At 72.2% G+C, this 15,657-nt stretch carries 15 protein-coding genes; 4 read left to right on the forward strand and 11 right to left on the reverse strand.

Annotated elements, in window-relative coordinates:
- Nucleotides 1–31 precede the first annotated feature (31 nt).
- Nucleotides 32–1,495 (forward strand): class I adenylate-forming enzyme family protein, encoded by a 1,464-nt coding sequence (locus IE247_RS17470; RefSeq protein ID WP_190124071.1) that lies wholly within the window; start codon nucleotides 32–34, stop codon nucleotides 1,493–1,495.
- Nucleotides 1,496–1,571: 76 nt separating this feature from the next.
- Here the strand turns inward: IE247_RS17470 and IE247_RS17475 are convergent, their stop codons facing one another.
- Nucleotides 1,572–2,453, reverse strand: coding sequence for a LysR family transcriptional regulator (locus IE247_RS17475; RefSeq protein ID WP_190124072.1), 882 nt, complete (start codon nucleotides 2,451–2,453; stop codon nucleotides 1,572–1,574).
- Nucleotides 2,454–2,680: 227 nt separating this feature from the next.
- On the opposite strand from IE247_RS17475, the gene IE247_RS17480 reads away from it, so the two are divergent.
- Entirely contained in the window at nucleotides 2,681–3,184 is a 504-nt protein-coding gene (locus tag IE247_RS17480; RefSeq protein WP_190124073.1) for a histidine kinase, read from the forward strand.
- A gap of 68 nt (nucleotides 3,185–3,252) precedes the next feature.
- Here the strand turns inward: IE247_RS17480 and IE247_RS17485 are convergent, their stop codons facing one another.
- The 4 genes from IE247_RS17485 to IE247_RS17500 form a co-directional block, all read right to left on the reverse strand.
- Nucleotides 3,253–4,098 carry an ABC transporter permease gene (locus IE247_RS17485; protein ID WP_190124074.1) on the reverse strand — a complete coding sequence of 282 codons (846 nt, stop codon included), beginning with the start codon at nucleotides 4,096–4,098 and terminating at the stop codon, nucleotides 3,253–3,255.
- Nucleotides 4,058–4,885 (reverse strand): ABC transporter ATP-binding protein, encoded by an 828-nt coding sequence (locus IE247_RS17490; protein ID WP_190124075.1) that lies wholly within the window; start codon nucleotides 4,883–4,885, stop codon nucleotides 4,058–4,060. The genes IE247_RS17485 and IE247_RS17490 overlap by 41 nt, the downstream gene beginning before the upstream one ends.
- Before the next feature lie 7 nt (nucleotides 4,886–4,892).
- Entirely contained in the window at nucleotides 4,893–5,357 is a 465-nt protein-coding gene (locus tag IE247_RS17495; protein ID WP_190124076.1) for a MarR family winged helix-turn-helix transcriptional regulator, read from the reverse strand.
- Between the two features lie 63 nt (nucleotides 5,358–5,420).
- A complete protein-coding gene (locus IE247_RS17500) occupies nucleotides 5,421–7,514 on the reverse strand; it encodes an APC family permease (protein WP_229869188.1) in 2,094 nt (697 codons plus the stop codon).
- Nucleotides 7,515–7,797: 283 nt separating this feature from the next.
- Between IE247_RS17500 and IE247_RS17505 the strand changes: the two genes are divergently transcribed.
- Nucleotides 7,798–8,340, forward strand: a complete 543-nt coding sequence (locus tag IE247_RS17505; RefSeq protein WP_190124078.1) for a class I SAM-dependent DNA methyltransferase — start codon at nucleotides 7,798–7,800, stop codon at nucleotides 8,338–8,340.
- 27 nt (nucleotides 8,341–8,367) lie between these two features.
- Here IE247_RS17505 and IE247_RS17510 read toward each other — a convergent pair whose 3' ends face one another.
- Entirely contained in the window at nucleotides 8,368–8,958 is a 591-nt protein-coding gene (locus tag IE247_RS17510) for a TetR/AcrR family transcriptional regulator (protein WP_190124079.1), read from the reverse strand.
- A gap of 84 nt (nucleotides 8,959–9,042) precedes the next feature.
- Between IE247_RS17510 and IE247_RS17515 the strand changes: the two genes are divergently transcribed.
- Complete coding sequence (locus tag IE247_RS17515; protein ID WP_190124080.1) at nucleotides 9,043–10,065, forward strand: Rossmann-fold NAD(P)-binding domain-containing protein; 1,023 nt, start codon at nucleotides 9,043–9,045, stop codon at nucleotides 10,063–10,065.
- Here IE247_RS17515 and IE247_RS17520 read toward each other — a convergent pair.
- The 5 genes from IE247_RS17520 to ssuE form a co-directional block, all read right to left on the reverse strand.
- Nucleotides 10,060–11,136 carry an LLM class flavin-dependent oxidoreductase gene (locus IE247_RS17520; protein WP_190124081.1) on the reverse strand — a complete coding sequence of 359 codons (1,077 nt, stop codon included), beginning with the start codon at nucleotides 11,134–11,136 and terminating at the stop codon, nucleotides 10,060–10,062. The two genes, IE247_RS17515 and IE247_RS17520, sit on opposite strands and share 6 nt — an antisense overlap.
- On the reverse strand, nucleotides 11,133–12,536 hold the full coding sequence (locus tag IE247_RS17525) for an NtaA/DmoA family FMN-dependent monooxygenase (RefSeq protein ID WP_190124082.1): 1,404 nt from the start codon (nucleotides 12,534–12,536) through the stop codon (nucleotides 11,133–11,135). The genes IE247_RS17520 and IE247_RS17525 overlap by 4 nt, the downstream gene beginning before the upstream one ends.
- 22 nt (nucleotides 12,537–12,558) lie before the next feature.
- A complete protein-coding gene (locus IE247_RS17530; RefSeq protein WP_190124083.1) occupies nucleotides 12,559–13,779 on the reverse strand; it encodes an LLM class flavin-dependent oxidoreductase in 1,221 nt (406 codons plus the stop codon).
- Between the two features lie 92 nt (nucleotides 13,780–13,871).
- Nucleotides 13,872–14,957 carry an LLM class flavin-dependent oxidoreductase gene (locus IE247_RS17535; protein WP_190124084.1) on the reverse strand — a complete coding sequence of 362 codons (1,086 nt, stop codon included), beginning with the start codon at nucleotides 14,955–14,957 and terminating at the stop codon, nucleotides 13,872–13,874.
- A 77-nt stretch (nucleotides 14,958–15,034) separates the two neighbouring features.
- Nucleotides 15,035–15,592: an NADPH-dependent FMN reductase gene (gene ssuE, locus IE247_RS17540; RefSeq protein WP_190124085.1), complete on the reverse strand. Its 558-nt coding sequence runs from the start codon at nucleotides 15,590–15,592 to the stop codon at nucleotides 15,035–15,037.
- Between the last annotated feature and the right edge of the window lie 65 nt (nucleotides 15,593–15,657).

The raw sequence follows: 15,657 nt of genomic DNA on the forward strand, positions 1-15,657 counted from the left end.
CGGCTCACCAGCGAGGAAAGGGAAACGTCCCATGCTGTTCGAGACCGTCCGAGGCATCGCCGCCGGCCGACCCGAAGCACCGGCGTTGGAAACCGTCGACGGCCGAGGCCTCACCTACGCACAGCTGATCGAGCGCACCGAGCGCATGGGCGCGGGGCTGCGGGCGCGGGGGGTGCGCCCCGGGGACACCGTGGTCTGTCACGGGCTGCCCAACACCCCCGACTATGTCGCGTTCATCCTCGCGGTGGCCGCCCTGCGCGCCAGCTACGTACCCGTACTGGCGGATTTCGACCGGGCCGCCGTCGCCCGTGTGCTCACCCTCACCGAACCGGTGCTCTGGGTGGGGTCCCGGCACCCCGGGGCCGGGGAGCAGGCCCCGCCGCGCGTCGATCTCGCCGCCCTCCCGGTCACCGGGGCCCCCTCCGGACCGTCGCTGTCGACGGGCCACGCGGACCGGGTCTTCCGCAGGCTGTGGACCTCCGGCTCGACCAAGCTGCCCAAGCTGGTGTCCTGGAAGCAGGGGCCGTTCGTGCGCGAACGTCTGCGCTGGGTGGCCGACATCGGCTTGAGGGAGTCCGACGTCGTCTTCTGCCGTCACACCCTGGACGTGGCCCACGCCACCGATCTGCATGTCTTCGCCGCTCTGCTGGCCGGCGCCCGGCTGATCCTGGCCGACCCCCGTACGCCCTCCGCCGAGCTGCTCGAACAGCTCTCGCGGTTCGGCGTCACCATGATGAGCGCGCTCCCCAACCACTACGAGGACCTGGTGGGGGCGGCCGCTTCCGCGCCGACCGAGCTGCCCGCCCTGCGCAGGCCGCTGTGCGGGGGCGCTTATGTCAGCCCCGCGCTGATGAGGTCCGCGGCGAAGACCCTGGGCATCCGCATCAGGCAGGTCTACGGCTCGACCGAGTTCGGTCTCGGCCTCGGGAACATGGCCGACATCGTGCAGAGCGAGGCGGGCATGGTCCCGGTCGGGGGTGTACGGGCCCGGCTCGCGCCCCTCGGCGAGGACTCCGGACCCGATCTGGGCGTCCTGGTGCTGGCCTCCGACTGCACCAGCGAGGGATATCTCCACGACGACGAGGCCAATGCCGCCACCTTCCGGGCCGGGGAGTTCTGGACCGGCGACATCGCCCAGCGCGCCCCGGACGGCTCGTACCGCATCCTGGGCCGGACGACCGACGCCATCAGGTCCGCGAGCGGCCCGCTCCCCGCCCCCGTCCTCGACGCCATGATCACCGAACGGTGCCCGGCGGCCGCCGACTGCGTCAGTCTGACCGCCGATCCGGAGGTCTACGCACCGGACGTCCTGGTCGTCGTGCGGGCGTCGCCGGACTCCGCGCCCGGCGCGGCGGTCGCCCAGGTCGAGGCCCTCCTGCGCGAACTGGGCCTCCAGGGCGCGGTGCGCGAGGTGGAATCCGTACCGCGCACCGTCGTGGGCAAGCCGGACAAGCCACTCGTCCGGCGGTACTGGTCCCCGCAGCGCGCGCGGTGACATGTCCCGGGCCCGGGCCCGGGCCCGGACCCTGGTCCGGGTCCGGGTCCGGGTCCGGGTCCGGGCCCCGGCATCGTCACGCGGCCAGTTCCGCCCACATGTCGAGGAAAGCCTTCAGCGGTGCGTTCAGATTCCTCTCCAACCGCCAGACGAAGACCTTGTGGAACGATATGGGCGGATCCAGCGGAATCACGGTGACTTTCTCACTGGCCAACAGCACCGGGCTGGAGTACGGGGCCAGGGCGATTCCGACGTTCTCCACGACCAGCGCGAGCTGGAGCGCCACATTGTTCGTCGCATAGGCGACATCGAAGCGCAGTCCTTCCGCGGCGAAGGCGTCGCTGATGAATCCGCGGACACCGCTGTCGGTGCCGTACGTGATGATGGGGGTCTCGGACACCTCGTCGAGGGTCATCGGCCGGTCCGCCGATCTGCTCCCGGCGGGCACGGCCGCGACGATCCAGTCCCGCAGGAGGACACGGCTCCCGATGACCTTGGACAGATCCTCCCTGGGGGCCGACATGACCGCCGCGTCCAGGCTCCCGTCGCGCACCCCGGCCAGCAGCGACGGGCTCGACGCCCCGACGAGGTTCACCGCCACGCCGGGGTGGCGGCGGTAGTACTCCCCCAGCAGATGGGGGACACAGGTGCCTTCGAGACCTCCGACCGTGCCGAGTGTGAGAGACCCTCCGAGGAGACCGGACCGGTCCTCGAACTCCACCACGGCCGCCGCCGCGGCGGCCAGACAGGCCCGGGCGTGCGGCAGCAGGGCGATACCGCCGCGCGTGAGCACAACCCGTCTGTGCAGACGTTCGAACAGGGGCTCGCCCAGCTCCTTCTCCAGGCCCTGGATCTGCTGGCTGATGGCGGGCTGGACGACGTGGCAGCGAGCGGCGGCCTTGGTGAAGGATCCCTCTTCCGCGACCGCGACGAAGTATTCAAGAGTCCGCAACTCCATGCCAACGACGTTACCAAGCAGGGGAATACGGCCCAACGGCTTCCGTCCGCGCCCGACGGCGGAAAGGAGTGCGGCCGTGCGCACTCGCGCCCGGACGGCTCCGGCCGCCGCCGAGGGGCGGCACGGAAGGGGAAGCGGATGATCTCTCCCTGTGGCGGGGAGCCCGGGCAGGGGTTCCACTGGGAGGGCCGGGGAGAGCACCCCGGTATGTCACAGAAGGAACGCGCATGACGGACAGCCACCAGATGCTGCTGATCTCGTTCACCGACCGGGCCGCGGGCCGGTCGGCCTACGAGGAAGCTCTCGGCCTTCCGGGGCTGCGGCAGGCGGCGCTCGTGGAGCGGTCGGCCGAAGGTCTGCTCGATGTGCCGGAGAGCCATGTCCAAGGCGCCGGGAGAGCGACGGCGGGCGGCGGTCTCGTGGGCGGGCTGCTCGGGCTGCTGGGCGGGCCGATGGGCGTGTTCCTGGGCACGGCGGCGGGCGCCGCCCTCGGCGGCGCGGCGGAGAACCGGCAGGCGCTGGAGGGCGGGGCCGGTCTGATCGTGCTGAGCAGCCGTGTCGACGAGGGCGCCTCCCTGCTCGTCGTGGAGCTGCACGAGTCCTCCCCCCGACCGGGCGACGACCTCGCCGAACGCCACGGCGGCACGCTGGAGCGCATGCCCGCCAAGGAGTTCGCCGCGCGGGTGCGCTCCGCCGAGAAGGCGGCCGGGGAGCCCCGGCCGCCGTCCTGAACGGGGCCTTCGGCCGGTAACGGGACCTCGGGACCTTCGGCCGGTTCCGTACCCGTCCGGGCCGGGGATCAGCGGGCGAGGCGGCCCATCAGCGCGGAGGCGCAGACGATGCCCGCCAGCGCCGCGAGACCGAGCACGCCGAAGTCGAGCGGCAGATGCGCCGGGGTGCCGATGAGCAGGCCCCGGAGGGCGTCGACCTCGTAACTCAGGGGGTTGGCCCGGCTGATCGCCTGGAGCCAGCCGGGCATCAGCGCGATCGGGTAGAGGGCGTTGGAGGCGAAGAACAGGGGCATGGTGATCGCCTGGCCGATGCCCATCAGCCGGTCCCGGGTGAGCACGACGCCGGCGATGCTCATCGAGAGGCAGGCGAAGAACGCCGACCCCAGGACCACCACCGGCACCACCCCCGCGAGCCTCAGGGGGTTCCAGGTGAGCGCGACGCCCAGCGCGGCGGCGATCAGGATCACGACCACGGCCTGGATCAGCGCCTTCACCCCGGCGGCGAACGCCTTGCCGGTGACCAGCGCGGCCCGGGGAGTGGGGGTGACGAGGAGTTTGCTGAGCACCCCCGCGTCCCGCTCCCAGATGATCTGGATGCCGTAGAAGATGGCGATGAACATGGCGGACTGGGCGATGATCCCCGGGGCGAGGAAGTCGAGGTAGGGCACGTTCCCGGTGGGGATCGCGCCGATCCTGGTGAAGGTCTCGCCGAAGATGAGCAGCCAGAGCGCGGGCTGGATCGCCCTGGTGTACAGCTCGGTCCGGTCGTGGCGGAGCTTTTGGAGTTCCACCGTGCACATCGCGGCCACCCGGGAGGGCAGTACGGCCCAGCCGCTGTGCACCCTGAAGGGCTCGACGGGCAGAGGGGCCGGTTCAGCCGAGGCGGGACGCCGTACGGCGGGTGCTGCGCACATCGCGGAATTCGCCTCCCGTGCGGTCGTCGTCGAGGCCGCTGCCCGCGTAGTGCCGGAAGACGTCCTCCAGCGTGGCCGGGCGGGCCTCAGGAGTCCGGCGGTCCAGCCGTGACTTCAGGTCCGCCGGGGTGCCGAGCGCGCGGATCCTCCCCCGGTGCATGAGGGCGAGCCGGTCGCAGTAGCGGTCGGCCTCGTCCATGGAGTGGGTGGTGACGAGAACGGTCATCCCCGTGGCGGACCGCACCTCGCCGAGGCGCTCCCAGACGGTGGTGCGGGCGATCGGGTCGAGACCGATGGTCGGTTCGTCGAGGATCAGCAGCCGGGGCGAGCTGACCAGGGCCTGGGCGAGTTCCAGCCGGCGGACCATCCCTCCGGAGTAGGTGCCCGCCATCCGGCCGGCCGCCTCGGCGAGACCGACGGCTTCGAGCGCCCGGTCGACCCGGCGCGCGCGTTCCCCGCGCGGTACGTCGTACACCCGGGCGAAGAGGGTGACGTTCTCGCGCCCGGTGAGGGCGGCGTCGGCGGAGAGCTGCTGGGGGACATAGCCGAGCAGCCTCCGTACGGCGATCTTCTCCTTGGTCACATCGTGCCCGAAGACCCGGATCATCCCGGCCCGGACGGGGAGCAGTGTGGTGATCGCCCTGATCGTGGTGGTCTTGCCGGCGCCATTGGGGCCGAGCAGACCGAACACCTCGCCTCCGGCGACCGAGAAGTCCACTCCGTCCACCGCGCGTGTGGCACCGAAGCGGTAGACGAGTCCGGTGCATTCGACGGCGCTGTCGGTCATGGCCGGGTCACTTCCCTCCATGCGTGCGCGTGTGCTCCTGGAGCTGCGCGGCGAGTCTGCGCAGCGCCGGAACGGAAGCCGCCAGGGCGGTTCGGTCCTCGGCGGAGAGCCGCCGCCACTGTTCCCGGTAGAGGGCGGCCCGGCGGTCGTCCCACTCCCGCAGCCGTTCGGCCGCGGCGGGCGTGATGCGCAGCAGAGCCGCACGGGCGTCCCGGGGGTCCGGTTCCCGGACCAGGAGTCCCAGCCCGGTCAGCTGCCGGACCAGGGTCGAGACGGAGTTCCCGGCGAGGCGCAGCTCCTCGGCCGCGGCCGACACCCGGATGCCTGGGTTCATCAGCACCAGCCGCAGCAGTTCGGCCTGGGCCACCGGGATCGGCGGGCCGCTCTGAGCGCCGCGCAGACCGCGGCGTACCAGTCGGTTGACGCCGGTCAGCAGGTCGCCCCACTCCCGCACCAGCCCCATATCTGACATATATCCCATATTACCTCTCACTCAGAGGTAACCGGCAGGGGTGGGCGCGCGCCGACGGCGAGACTACAGATGGAAGGGCACGGTGGTGATGACGATCTTGGGGAGGGGGCGCAGCGCGCGGCGCAGGCGGGAAGCCGTGCGGCTGTGGAGGAATTGATGGCTTCTCCGGCTGGTGACGATCTCCGGGAGGATCACGGTCAGGGTGAGGCCGGGGTGCTGCCGGTGGAGTCCCTCGATGCAGTGGACGAGCGGGGCGACGACGGCCCGGTAGGGGGAGACGACGATCTCCAGGGGCAGATGGTCGCCCCAGAGGGTCCAGTAGTCGCGAAAGCGCCGGGCCTCCTCCTCGGTGAGGCTGATGTGCAGGGCGAGGACGGGCTGCTGGAGCGAGGCCGCGTAGGCGAGGGTGCGCATGGCGGCGAGGTCGAGGGTCGCGAGGGCGACGACCGAGAGGTGCTGGATCTCCTCCGGAAGCTCCTCGTCCTCCCCGTTCCCGGCCGCCGTCGCCGTACGCCCTCCGGCGACTTCGGGCAGCCGCCGCTCCGGCGACGCCGACGGCCCCTCCGGGCTGTGCGCGGGCAGTTCGATCAGATGCGGGTGGAGCCGCAGGGCTTCGCGGGCGGCCTCGTAGTGGCGGCGGATCCGGGTGGTGACCACGAGGAACAGGGCGACGGCGACGATGGCCACCCATGCCCCGGAGGTGAACTTGCTGATGCCCGCGGTGATGAAGACCACCGCTGACAGCAGACCACCGGTGGCGTTGAAGAACAGGCTCTTGCGCCAGTGGCGGTCGCGCAGCCGCCACCAGTGGACGACCATCCCCGCCTGCGAGAGCGTGAAGGCGAGGAAGACTCCGACGGCGTACAGCGGGATCAGCGCCCCGGTCAGACCGTCGAACGCCACGAAGACCAGCGCGGCGGCCAGCGAGAGCAGGAGGATCCCGTTGCTGTGGGCGAGGCGGTCGCCCAGGCGCAGGAAGACCCGTGGGGCGTAGCCGTCGCGTGCCAGCAGGGACAGGACCCGGGGGAAGTCGTTGTACGCGGTGTTCGCGGCCAGCAGCAGTACCGCCGCGGTGGCCGCCTGGACGAAGACGTACCCCCATCCCGTGCCGAAGCTCAGACGGGCGAGCTGGGAGAGCGTGGTCTCCTGCGCGCCGGGCACCACTTGGGCGAGGTGGATGAGTACGACGATTCCCGTGAACATCACGATGAGCAGCCCCACCATCCAGGTCAGGGTGGTGCGGGCGTTGCGCCATTCGACGGGCTTGAACGCCGGTACCGCGTTGGAGATCGCCTCGATTCCGGTCATCGCCGTGGCGCCGGAGGAGAACGCCCGCATGATGAGCAGCAGCCCGACGGTCTCGGTGACCGCGGGCAGCGCGGCCGGCCTCGGTTCGAACCCCCGGCCGGCGGCGTCCGCCAGGCCGAAGCCGATCAGCGCGAACATGGCGGCGACGAAAGCGTAGGTCGGGGCGGCGAACAGCGTTCCCGCCTGGCGGACTCCGCGCAGATTCCCCGCCAGGAGAAGCAGGATCGCCCCGACGCCCAGGGGCACCGTCGCGGGGGCCAGCGAGGGGAGTGCCGAGGTGATCGCCGCGATCCCCGAGGCGATCGACACGGCTACGGTGAGGATGTAGTCGGTCATCAGCCCGGCGGCGGCCACCAGTCCGGGCGTCCGGCCCAGATTGTCGCTCGCGACGATGTACGAGCCGCCGCCGTGCGGATAGGCCCGGATCGTCTGACGGTAGGACAGCCCGACCGCGAACATGAGGAACACGATCGCCCCGGCGACCGGGAGCGAGTACGCGAGCCCCGCCGTACCGGCCAGGACCAGGACCGCGAGCATCGCCTCCGGGCCGTAGGCGACCGAGGAGAGCGCGTCGGCGGAGAGCACGGGCAGTGCCAGCAGCTTGCGCATCCGCTCGGTCACGACCGCGGAGCTCTTGAGCGGCACCCCCAGCAGAACACGCCGGATCCGTACCGCCGCCCCCGTCGGCGCCCCCTCCGTACCGTCTTCGTCCCTTGCCGCGCGCGGCCCCAGGGCGGAGACGCGCACCATCCGGCCCGACCCCGCGGACCGGAGCTGCGCCACGGGCGGGAACCTCCCGAGATCCGGATCCACCGGCAGGGCCCGGCGCCACACCTCGGGAGCCGCCATCACCCTGCCCCACTCCCGCCCCACTCTCCGCAGCACACGCAGCTGCTCCGCGCCCAGCGCGGCCGACTCCGCCGCCGCCGGGCCGGGCGGACCCTCCGCGTTCACGGTTCGGCCCCTTCGCGCATCCGCATCCGTCACAACACGCAGTGTGACCGATGGCACGGGACCGGGCAGGTTCCGACATGGGAACCGGCGATCCCTTCGTCCGGCCCGCGAAGCCCCCGCGGCCCGGCCGCCGCCGGGGGCCTCAGGGGCGGGAGGGCGCCTGTGCGAGGGTGGTCCCATGACGTGGAACGGCGACGAGTACCAGGCCCGGTTCGACCGCATCGCCTCCGAGGGCGGCGACGTCCACGGCGAGGCCGTGTTCGTGCGCTCCTTCGCCCCCCGGACCGTCCTCGACGCGGGCTGCGGCACCGGCCGGGTCGCCGTCGAACTGGCGCGGCACGGAATCGCCGTGACCGGCGTGGACATCGACGAGTCGATGCTCGCCACCGCCCGTCGGCTGGCACCGGGGATCACCTGGCACCGGCACGATCTGGCCGGCCTCGATCTGGGGCTCTCCTTCGACGTCGTGGTGATGGCGGGCAATGTCCCCCTGTTCACCCCGCCGGGAACGGAAGAGGCCCTGGTCGCCGGGGTCGCGCGCCATGTCCGGCCCGAGGGCCGTCTCGTCGCGGGGTTCTCCCTCGACCGCGGATACACCCTGCGCGACTACGACGCCCACTGCCGTACGGCGGGACTCGTCCTCGAAGCCAGATACGCGACCTGGTCCCGCGCCCCCTACACCGGCGGGGAGTACGCCGTCTCGGTGCACCGCCGCCCCTGACCGGCCACCGGCCCGGGCCGGGCCGACCTAGCGGCCGGCCCCGGTGGCGATGGCGCCCACGATCACGTCGGTCAGCGCGGTGATCGCGTCGGCGGCGGTGACACGGTCCCGGTTCAGTTCGGCGGCGATCGCCCCGGCCGCGCCCAGGATGCCGGCGCAGCGCAGCCGGAGGGCTTCGGCCGGGAGGTCGGAGTACGGCGCGAGGGCGGTGGCCATCATGGCCGCATAGCTGTCGAGCAGCTCGTGCTGGACCGCCTCCATGTCCGGATTTCCCTTCAGGGCGGCGGAGACGGCGGCGAGTTCCGGCATGTCGGTGGCGCAGGCGAAGTACGCGGTGCTCATGGCACGGGCGACCTCGCGGGCGGCGGTCGCGGCGGCCTCCAGCGCGCGGGCGACGGCGGCCCGGTGGCGTTCGTCGAGCCGTCGGTGGAGTGCGAGCAGAAGGCCGGGGCGGGTGCCGAAGTGGTCGTACACGATCGGTCTGCTCACCCCGGCCGCCTCGGCGAGGGTGACCAGGGTGAGTCCGTCGGCGCCCCGCGCGCGCACGATCGCCGCGGCGGTGTCGAGCAGTTGCTCCCGCCGTGCCGGCTTGGACAGCCGGGTCGATGTGGTGGCCATGGTCCTCCCTCGCGTCTCGCCCCAAGCTATGTTACAAAACGTAGGCTACAAAATGTAACTTGATGGAAGCGAGAGGAACCCACCATGGGACAGCCGAAATCAGTACTGATTCTGGGCGGCTCGGGCCAGGCCGGCGCGGGGACCGCCGCCCTTCTGCGCCGCTGGCACCCGACGCTGCCGCTGACGATCGCGGGCCGTGACCTCGACCGCGCCCGGCGGGTGGCCGACGAGCTCGGCACCGCGACAGCCGTCACCGTCGACCTGCGGCGGGGCGATCTCGGGCTGCCGCCCGGCCGCGACCACTCGGCGGTGGTCGCCGCGCTGTGGGACGAACGCCTGCACGGACTGCGCTACGCGCAGCAGCGCGGGCTGCCGTATCTCAGCGTCTCCAGCGGCCTGGTGGAGATAGCGCCGGAGGTCGTCGCAGGCACCCAGCGGGCAAGCGCCTCGCCGATTCTGATGGCCAGCCACTGGTGCGCCGGCAGTGCCACCCTCGCGGCGCTGTACTCGGCCCGGGAGTTCGGCCGGGTCGACACCGTCCGGATCGGCGCCGTACTGGACGAGCTGGACACCGGCGGACCCGCGGGAGCGGCGGATCTGGAGCGCTGGTCCACCGCCACAACGGCGGGGCTGGTGCGCCGCGACTCCGTCTTCACCTGGGTCAACGGCCCCGACGCCCAGGCGGATGTCCCCCTTCTCGACGGCACCGTCCGCCCCGGGCAGAGCATCGCCGTCCTCGATGTGACGAGCCTCGCCCTCGCGACGGGCGCGCCGAACGTCCGCTTCGACTTCGCCCTCGGCGCGTCCCCGGGGCGGAGCGACGGCGAACCCGCTCCCGTCGAGGTCCGGATCGACCTCGACGGAACGGATTCGGCGGGCGCGCCGTTCAGCATCAGCCGCTGTCTCGTCCACCCGGCGGGGCAGCGCCCCCTGACCGCGCTCGGCATGGCGCTCGGCGCCGAACGGCTGCTGGGCCTGCGCGGCGAGGCCGTCCCGCCGGGCATCCACACACCCGAGTCGCTGATCGACCCGGCGTACGCGATGGAGAGGCTGGCGGAGATCGGCGGCGTCTTCGTCGACGCGCCGGGCGGCCACGGCCGGCTATGACGTGAGGCCGGGCCCCGGGAGAACCGGGGCCCAGTCGAACGGCGGGTCGGGGATGTCCCGCCGCAGCGGCGGGGCGATGTCGGACTGGAAGAGTTCGAGCGAGGCACGGTGCCGGGCCTCGCTGAGACCGGCCGCGTCGGCGTGCAGATGGAGCACGCTGTGCCCGAGCCGCTCGTGGTAGCGGTGGACCTTGTCGACGATCTGCTGGGGGCTGCCGATCAGCGCCGAGCTGCGTTCCACGAAGTCCTCCAGCGTGGCGAAGACCGGTTCGAGGCCCAGACGTTTCTGGAGGGCGAGTTGGCCCTCGAAGACCGGCCGGTACGCGGCGACGGCCTCCTGCGAGGTGCGGGCGGCGCAGTAGCCGGCCGTCCCCGCGCCGACGACGGCCAGCGCCGGGTCGTGGCCGTAGTGCTCCCACCGCTCCCGGTAGTGGCGGACCAGTTCGGCGTACGGCTGGATCGGATGGGTGACATTGGCCGAGAAGAGCGGATCTCCGTAGCGGGCGGCGAGGTCGACGGAGTCCGGGCTGGTCGCGCTGCCGTGCCAGACGCGAATGGGCCGCTGAAGGGGTCTCGGCCAGACCTCGGCGTCCGTCAGCCCGGGACGGAAGCGCGGGGAGGCGCTGACCCTGTCCTGCCGCCAGATCCGGCGGAAGAGTTCGTAGCCCTCGAAGTTGCGGTCCCACTGGTCCTCGGGGGTGACCCGGAACAGCTCGCGCTGAGCGGTTCCGTTGCCCTTGCCGATGATCAGGTCGAGACGGCCGTCGGAGAGATGGTCGAGGGTCGCGTAGTCCTCGTACGCGCGTACCGGGTCGAGCAGGCTGAGGGTGGTGACGGCGGTGAACAGCCGGATCCGGGAGGTGAGCGCGGCGAGGTGGCTGAGGACGACGGGGGGCGAGGAGGAGATGAAGGGCCGCTCGTGGCGTTCGCCGACGCCGAAGCCGTCGAACCCCAGCTCCTCGGCGAGCAGCGCGTTGTCCACGACTTCACGGAAGCGCTCGCGGGTGGTCTTCTGGACGCCGGTCACCGGATCGGGGGCGTGCACGATGAGGGTGATGGCCAGGAATCTCATGATGCCGCCCGCGGGGGCTCCGGCTCGGGATGCGCCAGGCCGAGATGGTCACGGAGTGTGGTGCCGGTGTATTCGCGGCGGAACACCCCGCGTTCCTGGAGCAGGGGGACGACGGTGTCGGCGAACTCGTCCAGGCCGCCGGGGGTGAGGTGCGGGACCAGGATGAAGCCGTCGGCGGCGTCCGCCTGGACGAGGGTGTCGATCGCCTCGGCGACGGTGGCCGGGGAGCCGATGAAGCTCTGGCGGCCGGTGGTCTCGATGACCAGTTCGCGGATCGACAGCTTCTCGGCGGCGGCGCGCTCGCGCCACTGCTTGGCGACGGCGAGCGGGTCGCGGAACATCCGTACGCTGGCCCGGCCCCGGGCGATGGTGTTCTCGCCGGGGTCCGGGTCGATGTCCGGGAGCGGGCCGTCCGGGTCGTAGCCGGACAGATCCCGGTTCCAGACGTGTTCGAGGTACTTGATCGCGGTCCGGCCGCTGACCTGGCTGCGCCGTACCTCGTGCGCGATCTCCCGCGCCTCGGCGTCGGTGTCGCCGAGGGCGAAGGTCGCCGCAGGCATGATGAGCAGCTCGTCGTGGGCCCGGCCGTAACGGGCCAGGCGTCCCTTGACGTCGGCGTAGAACTCCCGGCCCGCCTCCAGGGTGTCGTGCCTGCTGAAGATGGCGTCGGCGCTCGACGCGGCGAACTCACGGCCGTCCTCGGAGTCCCCGGCCTGGAAGATCACCGGGCGGCCCTGCGGACCGCGCGGGACGTTGAAGCGGCCCGCGATGTCGAAGTGCTCCCCCCGGTGGGCGAATTCCCCGGCCCGCGCGTCCTTGAGGAAGACGCCGGACCCCTGATCGGCGACGATCTCGTCGCCGCGCCAGGAGTCGAACAGCTCGTTGGCGGTGGCCAGGAACTCCTGCGCCCTGGAGTACCGCTGCTCCTGCGGGAGGAAGCCGCCGCGCCGGAAGTTCTCGCCGGTGAAGGCGTCCCAGGAGGTGACGACGTTCCAGGCGGCGCGCCCGCCCGAGAGATGGTCGAGGCTGGCGAACTGGCGGGCCACCTCGTAGGGCTCGTTGAAGGTGGAGTTGATGGTGCCGGTCAGACCGAGCCGCTCCGTGACGGCGGCGAGTGCGGCGAGGACGGTGAAGGTGTCGGGCCGCCCCACCACGTCCAGGTCGTAGATCTGTCCGCCCTGTTCGCGCAGGCGCAGTCCCTCGGCGAGGAAGAGGAAGTCGAACTTGGCGCGTTCGGCGGTCCGCGCGAAGTGCGCGAAGGAGCTGAAGTCGATGTGGCTGCCGGCCCTCGGGTCGCTCCACACGGTGGTGTTGTTGACGCCTGGGAAATGGGCGGCGAGATGGATCTGCTTCAGGGGCCTGCCCGTGGCCGACGCGCCCGTGGTCGGGTTCTCGCTCATGGTTCTGTCGACTCCTCCCGCTTCAGACAGCGGTGTAGCGGTTGGCGGGGCGGGCGAGTCCGAGCAGCCCGCGCAGGGTGTCCGCCTCGTAGGCGTGCCGGAAGGCGTCTCGGCGGCGCAGTTCGGGCACGAGCCCCCGGGTGATCCCCTCCAGGTCGTGTCCGATCACCCCGGGGCGCAGCCGGAAGCCGCTCAGACCGGCCTCGCGCCGCTCCAGCAGCAGATCCGCGAGTTCCGCGGGCGTCCCCGTGAACACCTGGGCGTCGCTGCTCCAGACCTCGCCCGCGAGGCCGTCCAGCCGTGCCTTGCGGTCCTCGGCGGCCGCGCGGTCGCCGTCCAGGAAGACCACCAGGTCGCCGAAGATGTGCAGCGGCTCCGATACCCGTCCCGCCGCGTCCTGGGCGGCACGGATCTCGGCGACGGCGGCGCGGGCCTGGTCGTTGTCGTACGGGGTGATGTAGCCGATGTCGGCGGAGCCGCCGACCAGTCGGTACGGGACGCTCTGGTGCGCGAGCGCGGTGACGACGGGCTGTCCCTGGGGCGGGCGGGGGGTGATGGAAGGGCCCTTGACGCTGAAGTGGGGGCCCTCGAAGTCGATGTAGTGCAGTTTGCCGCGGTCGATGAAGCGCTCGGTGGCGGCGTCGCGGATCTCCGCGTCGTCCTCCCAGCTGTCCCAGAGCCGCCGCACCACCTCGACGTAGTCGCGGGCCTCTCCGAAGAGCCGGTCCACCAGTTCCCGCGCGGCGGGGGTGTCCCACTCCTCGGCGTCCCCGACGTCCTCCGCGCCGAGGGCCGGGATCGTACGGCGGCCGAAGTGCGCGGCCTCGTTGGGCCTCGGCGTCACCTGGATCCGCAGTCCCGCGCGGCCGGTGCTGACGTAGTCCAGGGTGGCGATCGCCTTGGAGAGGTGGAAGGGCTCGGTGTGGGTGACGACCGCGGTCGGCACCAGCCCGATGTTCCGGGTCAGCGGTGCGACACGGGCGGCGACGAGCACCGCGTCCAGCCGTCCGCGCACCTGGTCGGTGCGGTCGTCGGGCTCCGTGGGGTGCGAGGACTGCGGTCCGAGGGAGTCCTCGATGGTGACGAAGTCGAGCAGGCCGCGTTCGGCCTCGGCCACAAGGCCGGCCCAGTGGCGGGCGGTGAACAGTTCGCCCGGCCGGGCGGCCGGCTCGCGCCACGCGGCCGGGTGCCAGCCGGCGCCGTCCAGCGCCACGGCGAGGTGAAGAGGGGGTAGTGCGGACACGGGGTGGGTGCCTTCCTGGTCGGTCGTCGTATGTGATCGCGGGCCCTGGTGCGTACGGAGTACGAGGAGGCCCGGCGGCGGGTCGGGGACCGCTATGAGGTTCTGGCGGCCAGGCGCGGCAGGACGTTCTCGCCGAACCAGTAGGCCTCCTCCAGGTGCGGGTAGCCGGAGAGCACGAACTCGTCGATGCCGAGCCGGTGGTACTCGGTGATCCGTTCGGCGACCTCGGTGTGGCTGCCGACCAGTGCCGTGCCGGCCCCGCCGCGCACCAGGCCGATGCCGGCCCACAGATTCGGGTGGATCTCCAGCCCTTCCCGGCCGCCGCCGTGCAGGGCGAGCATGCGTTTCTGGCCCTCGGACTCACTGCGGGCCAGCCCGGCCTGTACGGCGGCGACGGTCGCGGGGTCGAAGCCGTCGAGCAGCCGCCGGGCCTCGGCCCAGGCCTGTGCGGAGGTGTCGCGGGTGATGACATGGAGGCGGATGCCGAAGCGGATGCTCCGGCCCTCCTTCTCCGTCAGCGTCCGGATCCGGGCGATCTTCCCGGCCACGGCGGCGGGCGGCTCGCCCCAGGTGAGGTAGACGTCCGCGTGGCGGGCGGCGACCTTTACCGCGGCGGGCGAGGAGCCGCCGAAGTAGATCTCCGGCACGGGGTCGGGCACCCGGGTGAGCCGCGCGCCCTCGACGCGGAGGTGCTCGCCCGCCAGATCCACGGTCCCGCCGTCCCACAGCGCGCGGACGATGTGGAGGAACTCGCCCGTGCGGGCGTACCGGCCGTCCTTGTCGAGGAAGTCGCCGTGGGTGCGCTGTTCGGGGCTCTCCCCGCCCGTGACGACGTTGAGCAGCAGCCGGCCGTCGGTCTGGCGCTGGAAGGTGGACGCCATCTGGGCGGCCAGGGTGGGCGAGAGGAAGCCGGGTCTGAGGGCGACGAGGAACTTCAGCCGTTCGGTGTGCTGGCTGACCATGGCGGTGGTCAGCCAGGCGTCCTCGCACCAGGCGCCGGTGGGGGTCAGTACGCCGGTGAAGCCGAGGTCCTCGGCGGCGCGGGCGATCTGGGTGAGGTATCCGACGCTCGGCGGCCGGTCACCGCCGGTGGCGGTGACCGGGGTGCCGTGGCCGCCCCCGACGACATGGCGGCTGTCGCCGTTGGTGGGCAGGAACCAGTGGAAGGTGAGACTCATGGAGACTCACGCCTTTCGATCGTCTTCGCTCGCTCGTGCGCGGTCGTCGGCGGCGGCCGGGGCGACGGCCGCGGCGCTCATCCGGCGGCCGCGAGCCGGGCCGTACGGCTGCCGAGGGCGGCGGAGAACCGGTCGACGACCTGTTCGAGGGCCTCGGCCGCGCCCCGGGCGACGGTCACGGTGCCGTCGTCGCCCACCGCGATGTCCTTGTCGAGCGTGAACCAGCCCGGGACGATGTGCCCCGCGCCCATGGAGCTGAGCACCGGGCGCAGGGCGTAGTCGATCGCCAGGACGTGCGCCTGGGTCCCGCCGGTCGCCAGCGGCAGGACCGTCTTCCCCGCCAGGGCGTACTGCGGCAACAGGTCCAGCAGCGACTTGAGCACCCCCGAGTAGGCGGCCTTGTAGATGGGGGTGCCGATGACGACTCCCTCGGCGCGGTCGAACAGCTCGGTCGCCCGGACGATCGCCGGGTGCCGGAAGTCGGCGCCGAGCAGCGCCTCGGCGGGGACGGTGCGGACGTCCAGGGGGATCACCTCGTGTCCCTGGGCCGTGAGCCGGCGGTCCAGATGGCGCAGCAGACGGGCGGTGCGGGAGTCGGCGGAGGGACTTCCGGAGACGGACAGGACGGTGGCCATGGGGATCCTTAGGGAGCATGGGGGTGGGGCGGGGGTCACGGGTGCGAGACCGCCGGCGAAGCGGT

Origin of the sequence: Streptomyces inusitatus (assembly GCF_014651115.1) — a bacterium.
Classification (GTDB): Bacteria; Actinomycetota; Actinomycetes; order Streptomycetales; family Streptomycetaceae; genus Streptomyces; species Streptomyces amakusaensis.

Excerpts from the sequence above, each read along its gene's own strand:
- IE247_RS17525 (WP_190124082.1), bottom strand. The coding sequence starts at position 12,536 with ATGAGCGAGAACCCGACCACGGGCGCGTCGGCCACGGGCAGGCCCCTG.
- IE247_RS17495 (WP_190124076.1), bottom strand. The coding sequence starts at position 5,357 with ATGTCAGATATGGGGCTGGTGCGGGAGTGGGGCGACCTGCTGACCGGC.
- IE247_RS17470 (WP_190124071.1), top strand. The coding sequence starts at position 32 with ATGCTGTTCGAGACCGTCCGAGGCATCGCCGCCGGCCGACCCGAAGCA.
- IE247_RS17515 (WP_190124080.1), top strand. The coding sequence starts at position 9,043 with ATGGGACAGCCGAAATCAGTACTGATTCTGGGCGGCTCGGGCCAGGCC.
- IE247_RS17535 (WP_190124084.1), bottom strand. The coding sequence starts at position 14,957 with ATGAGTCTCACCTTCCACTGGTTCCTGCCCACCAACGGCGACAGCCGC.
- IE247_RS17475 (WP_190124072.1), bottom strand. The coding sequence starts at position 2,453 with ATGGAGTTGCGGACTCTTGAATACTTCGTCGCGGTCGCGGAAGAGGGA.
- ssuE (WP_190124085.1), bottom strand. The coding sequence starts at position 15,592 with ATGGCCACCGTCCTGTCCGTCTCCGGAAGTCCCTCCGCCGACTCCCGC.
- IE247_RS17510 (WP_190124079.1), bottom strand. The coding sequence starts at position 8,958 with ATGGCCACCACATCGACCCGGCTGTCCAAGCCGGCACGGCGGGAGCAA.
- IE247_RS17500 (WP_229869188.1), bottom strand. The coding sequence starts at position 7,514 with ATGGCGGCTCCCGAGGTGTGGCGCCGGGCCCTGCCGGTGGATCCGGAT.
- IE247_RS17480 (WP_190124073.1), top strand. The coding sequence starts at position 2,681 with ATGACGGACAGCCACCAGATGCTGCTGATCTCGTTCACCGACCGGGCC.
- IE247_RS17520 (WP_190124081.1), bottom strand. The coding sequence starts at position 11,136 with ATGAGATTCCTGGCCATCACCCTCATCGTGCACGCCCCCGATCCGGTG.
- IE247_RS17490 (WP_190124075.1), bottom strand. The coding sequence starts at position 4,885 with ATGACCGACAGCGCCGTCGAATGCACCGGACTCGTCTACCGCTTCGGT.
- IE247_RS17505 (WP_190124078.1), top strand. The coding sequence starts at position 7,798 with ATGACGTGGAACGGCGACGAGTACCAGGCCCGGTTCGACCGCATCGCC.
- IE247_RS17485 (WP_190124074.1), bottom strand. The coding sequence starts at position 4,098 with ATGTGCGCAGCACCCGCCGTACGGCGTCCCGCCTCGGCTGAACCGGCC.